The sequence below is a fragment of the Streptomyces sp. NPDC001530 genome (assembly GCF_042894545.1).
GTDB lineage: Bacteria > Actinomycetota > Actinomycetes > Streptomycetales > Streptomycetaceae > Streptomyces.
Genome location: NZ_JBIAVS010000004.1, coordinates 37,927 through 49,141 on the forward strand (window position 1 = coordinate 37,927; position 11,215 = coordinate 49,141).

Annotated in this window: 11 protein-coding genes; 5 read left to right on the forward strand and 6 right to left on the reverse strand. The window is 70.0% G+C overall.

Annotation, left to right across the window (positions count from 1 at the left end):
- Positions 1-120 precede the first annotated feature (120 nt).
- Both ACFY0T_RS08115 and ACFY0T_RS08120 read right to left on the reverse strand, forming a co-directional pair.
- Positions 121-615 carry an LURP-one-related/scramblase family protein gene (locus ACFY0T_RS08115; protein WP_388865823.1) on the reverse strand — a complete coding sequence of 165 codons (495 nt, stop codon included), beginning with the start codon at positions 613-615 and terminating at the stop codon, positions 121-123.
- 49 nt (positions 616-664) lie between these two features.
- Positions 665-1,720 (reverse strand): GlxA family transcriptional regulator, encoded by a 1,056-nt coding sequence (locus ACFY0T_RS08120; protein WP_388865826.1) that lies wholly within the window; start codon positions 1,718-1,720, stop codon positions 665-667.
- Positions 1,721-1,772: 52 nt separating this feature from the next.
- Between ACFY0T_RS08120 and ACFY0T_RS08125 the strand changes: the two genes are divergently transcribed.
- Positions 1,773-2,201, forward strand: a complete 429-nt coding sequence (locus ACFY0T_RS08125) for a cupin domain-containing protein (protein ID WP_388865829.1) — start codon at positions 1,773-1,775, stop codon at positions 2,199-2,201.
- Between the two features lie 79 nt (positions 2,202-2,280).
- On the opposite strand, the gene ACFY0T_RS08130 is transcribed toward ACFY0T_RS08125, so the two are convergent.
- Positions 2,281-2,565 carry a hypothetical protein gene (locus ACFY0T_RS08130; protein WP_388865832.1) on the reverse strand — a complete coding sequence of 95 codons (285 nt, stop codon included), beginning with the start codon at positions 2,563-2,565 and terminating at the stop codon, positions 2,281-2,283.
- A gap of 147 nt (positions 2,566-2,712) precedes the next feature.
- On the opposite strand from ACFY0T_RS08130, the gene ACFY0T_RS08135 reads away from it, so the two are divergent.
- A complete protein-coding gene (locus tag ACFY0T_RS08135; protein ID WP_388865835.1) occupies positions 2,713-4,542 on the forward strand; it encodes a thioredoxin-like domain-containing protein in 1,830 nt (609 codons plus the stop codon).
- A 21-nt stretch (positions 4,543-4,563) separates the two neighbouring features.
- Here the strand turns inward: ACFY0T_RS08135 and ACFY0T_RS08140 are convergent, their stop codons facing one another.
- The 3 genes from ACFY0T_RS08140 to ACFY0T_RS08150 all read right to left on the reverse strand — a co-directional run bounded on the left by ACFY0T_RS08140 (position 4,564) and on the right by ACFY0T_RS08150 (position 8,307).
- On the reverse strand, positions 4,564-4,809 hold the full coding sequence (locus tag ACFY0T_RS08140; protein ID WP_388865838.1) for a DUF6458 family protein: 246 nt from the start codon (positions 4,807-4,809) through the stop codon (positions 4,564-4,566).
- Positions 4,810-4,886: 77 nt separating this feature from the next.
- A complete protein-coding gene (locus tag ACFY0T_RS08145) occupies positions 4,887-6,182 on the reverse strand; it encodes a M18 family aminopeptidase (RefSeq protein ID WP_388865841.1) in 1,296 nt (431 codons plus the stop codon).
- A 298-nt stretch (positions 6,183-6,480) separates the two neighbouring features.
- Positions 6,481-8,307 carry an acyl-CoA dehydrogenase gene (locus ACFY0T_RS08150; protein ID WP_388865843.1) on the reverse strand — a complete coding sequence of 609 codons (1,827 nt, stop codon included), beginning with the start codon at positions 8,305-8,307 and terminating at the stop codon, positions 6,481-6,483.
- A 141-nt stretch (positions 8,308-8,448) separates the two neighbouring features.
- Between ACFY0T_RS08150 and ACFY0T_RS08155 the strand changes: the two genes are divergently transcribed.
- From ACFY0T_RS08155 to ACFY0T_RS08165, 3 genes are all read left to right on the forward strand, one after another.
- Positions 8,449-8,940, forward strand: a complete 492-nt coding sequence (locus ACFY0T_RS08155) for an SseB family protein (protein WP_388865846.1) — start codon at positions 8,449-8,451, stop codon at positions 8,938-8,940.
- 222 nt (positions 8,941-9,162) lie between these two features.
- Positions 9,163-10,134 carry a pirin family protein gene (locus ACFY0T_RS08160; RefSeq protein WP_388865849.1) on the forward strand — a complete coding sequence of 324 codons (972 nt, stop codon included), beginning with the start codon at positions 9,163-9,165 and terminating at the stop codon, positions 10,132-10,134.
- A gap of 217 nt (positions 10,135-10,351) precedes the next feature.
- A complete protein-coding gene (locus ACFY0T_RS08165) occupies positions 10,352-11,140 on the forward strand; it encodes a VOC family protein (protein ID WP_388865851.1) in 789 nt (262 codons plus the stop codon).
- Positions 11,141-11,215: the final 75 nt, after the last annotated feature.

The following is an 11,215-nucleotide window of genomic DNA, read 5'->3' on the forward strand; positions in this document are numbered from 1 at the left end:
GGGTGCCTCCCCCAAGCTCTTCGAGTAGGGGGTACCCCCAGCGCCACCCGTGCCGCGTGGGGGTCCCCCCACGCCGTCAAGGCAGTGGGGGAGGCACGATTGCCCGCAGCTGGAACGGCTTCATTCCTCAGCCCTTTCTTTCTCCGCCAAGTGGATCACGCACACCGCCACCGCGATCAGGAGTGCTGGGTCGGCGTCGTCGCGGACGACGTCGACGCCGTAGGTGTCGCGGATGTGGAGCCAGCGGCGGGAGATCTGGGCGAGGAGTTCGTTGTCGTAGTCGACGGCGAACTCGCGGTCGAGGATCTTGCCGCTGACGTCGAGTTCGGTGCCGTCGACGAGGGACACGCGGTAGTGGTTGCGAAGTAGGGACAGGCGTTTGCGCTTGATGGTCGCCAGCGGGTCGCCGTCCCGCTCGATGATCATCGTGTCGCGCAGGGCCAACATCTTCTGGTGGATGTCGATCAGGACCCGGCCCTGGGTGTCCTTCAGCTCGAAGGTGTCCCGCAGTCGCATGGCCTTGCCGTCGACGAAGAAGACCTTGTTGCCACGGTCGTCCTCGATCCAGTAGTCGTCGCCGAAGCCGAGGAGCCGGTCGCGTACGAGGTATCTCATGCCATCACCGCTTCGAGGTGTCTCATGCCATCGCCCGTTTCGAGGCGTTTCATGCCATCACCGGTTCCCCGGTGGGCGGTCCGAAACGCCGACGGTAGGCCGACGGGCTGAGTCCGGTCACCGCGCGCAGTCGCGCGCGCAGGTTCGCGGCGGTTCCCAGACCGCTGCGTTCCGCCACCACCTCCAGCCGCTCCTCCCCGCGCTCGATGAGCCGGCAGGCGAGCGCGACCCGCTCCCCCGTGAGCCATGCGAGGGGGGTGGTGCCCAGCTGGGCGCGGAAACGCCGGTGCAGCGTCGCCGGGCTGACCGCCGCGCGCGCCGCCAGGTCCGCGACGGTCAGCGGTTCGCCGAGCCGCTGCTGCGCCCAGGCCAGCAGCGGTGCGAGGGACTCGTCCGGTACGTCGGGCACGGGCCGCTCCACGAACTGGCGCTGACCGCCGTCCCGGTGCGCGGCGAAGACCAGTCGGCGGGACACCGCGTTGGCGATCTCCGCGCCGTGGTCGCGCCGGACGACGTACAACCCGAGGTCGAGCGCGGACGCGCTGCCGGACGCGGTGAGGATGTCCCCGTCATCGACGAAGAGGACGTCCGGTTCGAGGCGCACCTGCGGGAACCTCGTCCGGAACGACTCCGCCCACATCCAGTGGCAAGCCGCCCGCCTCCCGTCCAGCAGCCCGGCTTCCGCGATCGTGAACGCGCCGGAGCAGAAGCCGATGAGCCGGGCGCCCCGCTCGTGCGCCCGGCGTACGGCGTCCAGGACCTGCGGGGAGCGCGGGGCGTCGGTGTCGGGCCGGTTCGGCACGATCAGTGTGTCCGCGCTGTCCGCCGCGTCGAGACCGGCGACACCGGTGAGCGTGAAGAACCCGTCCCGCATCCGGGTCCGTGGGGTCGCGGCGCACAGTCGGAAGTCGTACAGCTCCCGGCCGAGTTCGGGCCTGCGCAGCCCGAAGATCTCCATGGCGCAGCTCATCTCGAAGGGGTTCGAGTTCTCGTCGACGACGAGGACGACGCGATGCGCGGCACTTTTGAACGGCGGCTGAGCGGCACCTCTGCGCGTCGGCTGAGCGGCACCTCTGGACGGCAGCTGAGAGGATCCTTGCGGCATGTGCGATTTCTAGCACTCGCGGGGTCGCCCGGCCACCGCCGAGGATCGCCGTATGAGCAGCGAATCCACCCCGCGCAGCGAATCCACCCCGCGCAGCGAACCCGTCTCCCTCTCCACCGCCCTGGCCTCCTTCACCGACCTGTGGAGCCCCCGCATCGTCACCGCCGTCAACGACTACGACGTACGGATCGCCAAGGTCGAGGGCGAGCACGTCTGGCACGTCCACGACCACACGGACGAGTTCTTCCTGGTCCTGGAGGGCGAGTTGACCATCGCACTCCGGGAGACGGACAGCGAGCGCACCGTCATCCTTCCCAGGGGCTCGGTCTTCACCGTCCCGCGCGGCACCGAGCACAAGCCATACGCCCCGAACGGCGCCTCGATCCTGATGTTCGAACCCACCGGCACCCTCACGGTCGGCGACCGCCACGACGAGGTCCCGCACCACGTGGACGCGACGACGGGGCACGCGCTGGCCTGAGGGCGGGCGAGGGCCGACGTGGTCGAGTCCCCCGCGGCCACAGCCGCGGGGGACTCGACGCGATCCGCGGCGCCCGCTCCTAGAAGCGGTCCCGCATCTCGTCCTCGTCCTCGGCGGCGTAGTCGTCGCCGACGGCCCGGTGGCGCCGGTCGGGGTCATGCATGTCCGAGTCGCGCATGTCGTCGTCCCGCATGCCGGAGCCCGGTCCGCGCCGCTCTGTCCGGTCGTCGTCCCGCATCCGCTTGCTGCCGCGGTCCCGCATGTCGGCGTCGCTCATGCCGGAGTCGCGCATCTGGGACTCGGGCATGCCGGTGTCGCGCACTTCGGAGTCGCGCATCCCGGGATTCTTGGGCTTGCGTGCCATGGAAACTGCTCCTTCGCAGTGGCCCCCCTGCGTGCGTAGAGCATCTCTCCGCCACGGACTGTGCGCATCCGGTAGGAGTACGCAGAGTGACCGTGCTGAGTGCTGCTCCGTGGCGGGGGACGCGGCCCGCGGTGGCACCCTTGTTCCATGAACGATTCCGCCCCGGCCCCCGCACCCCGCCGCGCCCGTGTCCGCGCCCCCGAGCTGATCGGCAAGGGCGGCTGGCTGAACACGGGAGATGAGCAGTACACCCTCGCCGACCTGCGAGGACGTATCGTCATCCTCGATTTCTGGACGTTTTGCTGCATCAACTGTCTGCACGTCCTGGACGAGCTGCGGGAGCTGGAGGAGAAGCACCGGGACACGGTGGTGATCATCGGGGTGCACTCGCCGAAGTTCGTGCACGAGGCCGAGCACCAGGCGGTCGTCGACGCCGTCGAGCGGTACGAGGTCGAGCACCCGGTCCTGGACGACCCCGAGCTCGCGACCTGGAAGCAGTACGCCGTACGTGCCTGGCCGACGCTCGTCGTGATCGACCCCGAGGGGTACGTCGTCGCCCAGCACGCCGGCGAGGGGCACGCGCACGCGATCGCCCGGCTGGTGGAGGAGCTGGAGGCCGAGCACGCGGAGAAGGGGACCCTGCGGCGCGGCGACGGTCCGTACGTGGCGCCCGAGCCCGAGCCGACCGTGCTCCGCTTCCCGGGCAAGGCGCTCGCTCTGCCGAACGGGAACCTGCTGGTCAGCGACACGACCCGGCATCAGCTGGTGGAGCTGGAGGCCGACGGGGAGTCGGTCGTACGGCGGATCGGATCCGGCGTACGGGGCTTCGCGGACGGCGCGGCCGAGGCGGCCGCGTTCAGTGAGCCGCAGGGGCTCGCCCTGCTCGACGACGGCTCGGTCGTCGTCGCGGACACCGTGAACCACGCCCTGCGCCGCCTCGATCTCGCGACCGGCGAGGTCACGACCCTCGCGGGGACGGGCCGCCAGTGGTGGCAGGGCTCGCCGACGTCCGGGCCCGCGCGCGAGGTCGACCTGTCCTCGCCGTGGGATGTGGCGGTGTTCAACGGGGGTGTGTGGATCGCCATGGCCGGGGTGCACCAGCTGTGGGCGTACGACCCGGCGGAGGGGACCGTCGGGGTCGCCGCCGGGACGACGAACGAGGGGCTCGTCGACGGGCCCGGCGCCGAGGCGTGGTTCGCGCAGCCGTCCGGGCTCGCCGCCACCGCCGACCGGCTCTGGCTGGCCGACTCCGAGACGTCCGCGCTGCGCTGGGTGGACCTCGACGGCGCCGTGCACACCGCCGTCGGCACTGGACTCTTCGACTTCGGGCACCGCGACGGTGCGGCCGAACAGGCGCTGCTCCAGCACCCGTTGGGCGTCACGGCCCTTCCCGACGGCTCGGTCGCGGTCAGCGACACGTACAACCACGCCCTGCGCCGCTACGACCCGGCGACCGGTGAAGTGACCACGCTGGCCACGGACGTGCGGGAGCCGAGCGACGCGGTCCTCGTCGGCGACGACATCGTGGTGGTGGAATCCGCCCGGCATCGGCTGACCCGACTGCGCCTCCCCGAGGAGGCCGTACGGGTCGAGTCGGTCGCCCACCGTACGCAGCGCGCGGCCACCGAAGTCGCCCCGGGCGGCCTGCGGTTGGACGTCATCTTCCAGGCTCCGGCGGGCCAGAAGCTGGACACCCGCTACGGCCCCTCCACCCGGCTCCTCGTCTCCTCGACCCCGCCCGAGCTGCTGCTCAAGGGCGAAGGCGCGGGAACCGATCTCTCTCGTGCCCTGGAGCTGAACCCGGCCGTCACGGAGGGAGTCCTGCACGTCTCCGCGATGGCCGCGTCCTGCGATGACGATCCCGCCAACGAGTACCCGGCCTGCCATGTCCACCAGCAGGACTGGGGCGTACCGGTCCGCCTCACCGAGGGCGGCGCGGACCGACTGCCGCTCGTCCTGGCGGGCATGGACGAGTGACGTACGGCCGGCGTTGAGGGTCTACGCGCCGTACCCGTCGCTGTAGCCGCCCCGGTGGTGTCGATCCTCCTCGACCACCGAGGTGGTCGGCGGCACGATCACCCGCCTGCGCCGGGCGATGCTGCTGAACGTCGACACGCCGATCAGCCCGACGATCATGAAGATGACCCCGACGAGGTCGAGGTTGACTCCCTGCATGTTCCAGTCGGTCGCGAACGTGAGGATCGCTCCCGCGGCGATCAGGATGATGCATCCGCCCAGGCCCATGAGTCTCGCCTCCCTGCCCGGCTCAGGTGTTCCGGGCCGGTGCCGGGTACCCGTGCCCCGGCGAACCATGCGGCGGACTATCCCTCCAGGAACGCCACCAGCGCATTGGCCAGCAGGAACGGGTCGTCGGCGCCGCAGAGTTCGCGGGCGCTGTGCATGGAGAGGATGGCCACGCCGATGTCGACGGTCTTGATGCCGTGGCGGGCCGCGGTGATGGGGCCGATGGTGGTGCCGCAGGGCATCGAGTTGTTCGAGACGAAGGACTGGAAGGGGACGTCGGCCTTCTCGCAGGCGGCGGCGAAGACGGCCCGGCCCGAACCGTCCGTGGCGTAGCGGTTGTTGACGTTCACTTTGAGGATGGGGCCGCCGTTGGCGCGCGGGTGGTGCGTCGGGTCGTGCCGTTCGGCGTAGTTGGGGTGGACGGCGTGGCCGGTGTCGGAGGACAGACAGACCGTGGCCGCGAAGGCGCGCGCCCGGTCCTCGTACGAGCCGCCGCGCGCGAACACCGAGCGCTCCAGCACGCTGCCGAGCAGCGGCCCGTCGGCACCGGTGTCGCTCTGCGAGCCGTTCTCCTCGTGGTCGAAGCCCGCGAGCACGGGAATGTGCGGGAGGCCGGAGTCGCTCGCCGCCACCGCGACCAGCGCGGCCGTGCCCGCGTGCAGGGAGAGCAGGTTGTCCATGCGCGGGCCCGCCACCAGCTCATTGTCGCGGCCCAGGTACGAGGGCCGCTCGATGGAGTGGGTCATCAGGTCCCACCCGGTGACCTCGCCCGCGGCCAGCCCCAGCTCCTCCTCCAGGAAGGCGATCAGGTCGCCCTCGCCGGGCTCGCCGAGCCCCCAGATGGGCTGCAGATGCCGCTGCTTGTCGAGCTTGAGCCCGTCGGTGGTGACGGAACGGTCCAGGTGGACGGCGAGTTGGGGCACGCGCAGCAGGGCGCGGTCGATGTTGACCAGGCGTGTCGAGCCGTCGCGCAGCGACAGGCGTCCCGCGAGGCCCAGGTCGCGGTCCAGCCAGGAGTTCAGCAGCGGTCCGCCGTAGATCTCCACGGCCACCTGCCGCCAGCCGTGCGCGCCGCTGTCCGGCAGCGGCTTCACCCGCAGGTTCGGGGAGTCGGTGTGCGCGCCCACGATCCGGAACGGGGTGTGCGGCTCGGCGCCCTCCGGGACGTACCAGGCGACGATCGCGCCGCCGCGCAGCACGTACTTGCCGCCGCTGGTGCCCTCCCACGCGTCGGTCTCGGCCACCTGACGGAATCCGGCCTTCTCCAGCCGCTCGGCGGCGTTCGCCACCGCGTGGTACGGCGTCGGGCTCGCCGCCAGGAAGGACATCAGGTCGTCAGTGTGGCCGCGATCGAAGCGGGAGGGTGCTCTCATGGGTTCACCTTAACGACGCACAAAGGCCCGCTTCCCAAGGTTGGGAGCGGGCCCTCGTAAGGGGGATGTGGAGGGTTGGGCGGCTGACCGGACGGACAGGGTCCGATCGCCGCCCAACCCGGACCGGGGTGGGGTGATCCGGGCGTACCCGGTACCCGGCGCGAGGGTGACCGTCGGGGTGGTGCGCTTACCGGCGCTTGCAGGGTGCCTCCCCCACCGCCTTAACGACGTGGGGGTACCCCAAGCGCCCACCCGTGCCGCCCCTTGCGGCATGCCTGCACGCAGCTAGGGCGGGTGGTCAGAACGCCGCCTCGTCCAGTTCCATCAGGTCCAGGTCCACGCCCTCGGCGAGCTTGCGGGCGCCGGTGACGCCCGGCAGGACGTTCGCGGCGAAGAACTTCGCGGCGGCGATCTTGCCGGTGTAGAAGGGCTTGTCCTTGGCGGAGGCGGTCTCCAGCTTCTCGGCGGCGACGGCGGCACCGCGCAGCAGCAGATAGCCGACGACCACGTCACCGGAGGCCATGAGCAGGCGGGTGGTGTTCAGGCCCACCTTGTAGATGTTCTTGACGTCCTGCTCGGTGGCCGCGAGGTCGGTGAGCATCAGGCCGACGATGGCCTCCAGCTCGACGGCCGCCTTGGCGAGCTGCTCACGGGCGGTGGAGAGCTCCTCGCCGCCGGTGCCGAGCGCCAGGAACTTCTTGATGTCCTCGGCGAGGGAGTTCAGCGCGGCGCCCTGGTTGCGGACGATCTTCCGGAAGAAGTAGTCCTGGCCCTGGATCGCGGTGGTGCCCTCGTACAGGGTGTCGATCTTGGCGTCGCGGATGTACTGCTCGATCGGGTACTCCTGCAGGAAGCCGGAGCCGCCGAAGGTCTGCAGCGACTGGGCGAGCTGCTCGTAGCCCTTCTCGGAGCCGTAGCCCTTCACGATCGGCAGGAGCAGGTCGTTGAGCGCCTCCAGGGCGGCGGTGTCCTCACCGGCCGCTTCCTTGAGCGCGATCTCGTCCTGGACGGCCGCGGTGTGCAGCACCAGCGCGCGCATGCCCTCCGCGTACGCCTTCTGCGTCATGAGCGAGCGGCGCACGTCCGGGTGGTGCGTGATGGTGACCTTGGGCGCGGTCTTGTCCATGAAGTTCGCGAGGTCCGGGCCCTGGACGCGCTCCTTGGCGTACTCGAGGGCGTTCAGGTAGCCCGTCGAGAGCGTGGAGATCGCCTTCGTGCCGACCATCATGCGGGCGAACTCGATGATGCGGAACATCTGGCGGATGCCGTCGTGCTTGTCGCCGATCAGCCAGCCCTTGGCGGGGTGACGGTCGCCGAAGGTCATCTCGCAGGTGTTGGAGGCCTTGAGGCCCATCTTGTGCTCGACGTTCGTCGCGTACACGCCGTTGCGCTCGCCCAGCTCGCCGGTCTCGAAGTCGAAGAGGTACTTCGGGACGAGGAAGAGGGACAGGCCCTTGGTGCCGGGGCCGTGGCCCTCGGGGCGGGCGAGGACGTAGTGGAGGATGTTCTCCTCCATGTCGTGCTCACCGGACGTGATGAACCGCTTCACGCCCTCGATGTGCCAGGAGCCGTCCTCCTGCTGGATCGCCTTGGTGCGGCCGGCGCCCACGTCCGAGCCCGCGTCGGGCTCGGTGAGGACCATGGTCGAACCCCAGGTCTTCTCGACCGCGATCTGGGCGATCTTCTTCTGGACCTCGTTGCCCTCGTCGAAGAGGATGCCGGCGAAGGCCGGGCCGGACGAGTACATCCAGACCGCCGGGTTCGAGCCGAGGATCAGCTCCGCGTACGCCCAGATCAGGGACGGCGGGGCAGTCGTGCCGCCGATCTCCTCGGGCAGGCCCAGACGCCAGTACTCGGAGTCCATGAAGGCCTTGTACGACTTCTTGAAGGTCGCGGGTACGGGCGCGGTGTTGGTCTCCGGGTCGAAGACCGGCGGGTTGCGGTCGGCGTCCGCGAAGGACTCGGCGAGCTCGTTCTCCGAAAGGCGCGTCAGCTCCTCCAGGATGCTCTTGGCGGTGTCCGTGTCCATCTCCGCGAACGGGCCGGTGCCGTACAGCTTGTCGCGCCCGAGCACCTCGAAGAGGTTGAACTCGATGTCGCGGAGATTCGACTTGTAGTGCCCCATGGCGACGGCTCCGTTAAGGGATCGGCGAGGCACTGACTCCTCGCGTAGTTCACGTACCAACAAGTAGCTACGATGATGCTACCCGTCAGTAATAAGAATCAACCCCTGATGGTCCATATGTGGCCCACTACTCTTTGACGCATGTACGGCTACGACCAGAGCGCAGGCGCCCAGCAGGGGTACGTCCCGCCGCAGCAGCAGATGCCCGGGCAGATGCCGGGCGGGCAGATGCCCGGCGGGTACGGCCAGCAGCCGCCGCTGTACCCGGAGCCGTCTCCACCGTCCCTCGCGGACGCGGTCCGCGCCTTCACCACGGGGTCGATGTCCGCCGAGGACTTCCAGCAGGTCTTCGCGACGTCGAAGGTGTACTGCCCGCGCGGCGACAACCCCGGCTTCCTCGCGCTGCACAACACCCAGCAGCCGGTCATCCCCATGTTCACCTCGCTCAAGGAGCTGCGCCGGTACGCCGGCAAGGAGTCCAAGTACTTCGTGATCACCGGCGCCGAGGTGATCGACCTGCTGCCGACCGGCTACGGCTTCGTGCTCGACATGGAGGGCGAGCACCGCATGGTCTTCGACGCCAAGGCCGTGGAGCAGATGGTGGACTTCGCGATGCGCCGTATGTACGGCTGATGTGCCGCATGTATGGCTGAGCTGACGCGCCACATGTACGGCTGACGCGCGCGCACGCGGCCAGGTGCCGCACGCGCGGCGGTCGGCCCCGCACGCGCGGTCAGGCCCCGCTCTCGTACGACATCCCGGGACGCCCGGAGGGAATGCCCTCCGGGCGTCTTTCGTTAGGGGTGGCAGAAAGTTCAATGCTCAACTAAACTCGAAGCACAAGGAGGTACCGACATGCCTGCAGTGACCGTCGAGAACCCGCTGACCCTGCCCCGTGTGGTTGCGCCGACCGACGCCGTGTCTCGTCCCGTGCTCACGGTGACGACCGCGCCCAGTGGCTTCGAGGGCGAGGGCTTCCCGGTCCGTCGCGCGTTCGCCGGGATCAACTACCGCCACCTCGACCCGTTCATCATGATGGACCAGATGGGAGAGGTGGAGTACGCGCCGGGCGAGCCCAAGGGCACCCCCTGGCACCCGCACCGCGGCTTCGAGACCGTCACCTACATCATCGACGGGATCTTCGACCACCAGGACTCCAACGGTGGCGGCGGCACCATCACCAACGGTGACACCCAGTGGATGACCGCGGGCTCGGGCCTCCTGCACATAGAGGCCCCGCCGGAGTCGCTCGTCATGTCCGGCGGCCTCTTCCACGGGCTCCAGCTGTGGGTGAACCTCCCGGCCAAGGACAAGATGATGGCCCCGAGGTACCAGGACATCCGCGGTGGCTCGGTCCAGCTGCTGAGCACCCCGGACGGCGGCGCGCTGCTGCGCGTCATCGCCGGAGAGCTCGACGGTCACCAGGGCCCGGGCGTCACGCACACGCCGATCACCATGGTCCACGCGACCCTGGCGCCCGGTGCCGAGATCACGCTCCCGTGGCGCGAGGACTTCAACGGCCTCGCGTACGTCCTCGCCGGGCGCGGCAGCGTCGGCACGGAGCGCCGTCCGGTCCACACCGGCCAGACCGCCGTGTTCGGTGCCGGCAGCTCGCTGACCGTCCGCGCGGACGAGAAGCAGGACGCGAACACCCCGGACCTGGAGGTCGTCCTCCTCGGCGGGCAGCCGATCCGTGAGCCCATGGCCCACTACGGCCCCTTCGTGATGAACACCCGCGATGAGCTCCAGCAGGCCTTCGAGGACTTCCAGAAGGGCCGGCTCGGCACGATCCCCGCCGTGCACGGGATGTCCGAGGGCGGACTGTGAACACAGCCGGCTTCGCTGGGTGACTGAGTACGGGAAAGCCCCGTCCGGGAGAACGGATCAACAGGGTCCGGCAGAACGGACGGGGCTTTCCCGTGCGCGTGTGCTGCTCGGCATGCCTGGGCGGGGCTCGGCGGGTAGCTTGTCGGGCAGACATGTGGGCGGGGTCACTGAATCCCGGCTCTTTGGGCCACCGCAACTCACCTGCTAGGAGCGCCTCATGCTCACCTCGACGAACGTACCGGGCGGGCCGAACTGGCTCGACCTGGGGACACCGGACATCGACGCGGCCGTGGCTTTCTACGAGGGCACGTTCGGCTGGCAGTTCCGGTCCGCGGGACCGGAGGCCGGCGGCTACGGCTTCCTGCAGAAGGACGGCAAGACCCTGGCCGCCCTCGGCCCGCTGACCGAGGAGGGGGCGTCGTCCGCCTGGACGGTCTACTTCCGCACCCTGGACGCCGACGCCACCGCCAAGGCGGTGGAGCAGGCCGGCGGCACGGTCCGCCTCCCGCCCATGCAGGTCTTCACCGCCGGGCGGATGGCCGGCTTCACCGACCCGACGGGCGCCGAGTTCGCCGTGTGGGAACCCCAGGACACGGACGGCCTGGAGGTCGTCAACGAGCCCCGCACCCTCAGCTGGATCGAGCTCTACACCACGGACGCCGCGGCGGCGAAGGACTTCTACCGCTCGGTCCTGTCGTGGGACATGCGCGACATGCCCATGGGCCCCGACATCGTCTACACCATCGCCGGGCCCGCGGGCGGCGGGGAGTCGACCATGCACGGCGGCATCATGCAGCTCCCGGCGGAGCACATGCAGCGCGGCTCGACCTCCGAATGGCACCCGTACTTCGAGGTCGAGGACTGCGACACCGTGGTGGCCCGGGCCCAGGAGCTGGGCGCGACGGTCATCATCCCCGCCGTCGACGCCGAGGGTGTCGGACGCCTGGCCATGCTCCTCGACCCGTTCGGGGCGCCGTTCGCCGTCATCACGAGCGCCACGCCCTGAACCGGGCTGCGCAACGCGATGCGCTGACACCGCGTCACCCGGGCGGGCCTCTCCACAGGACGGCCCGCCCGGCGC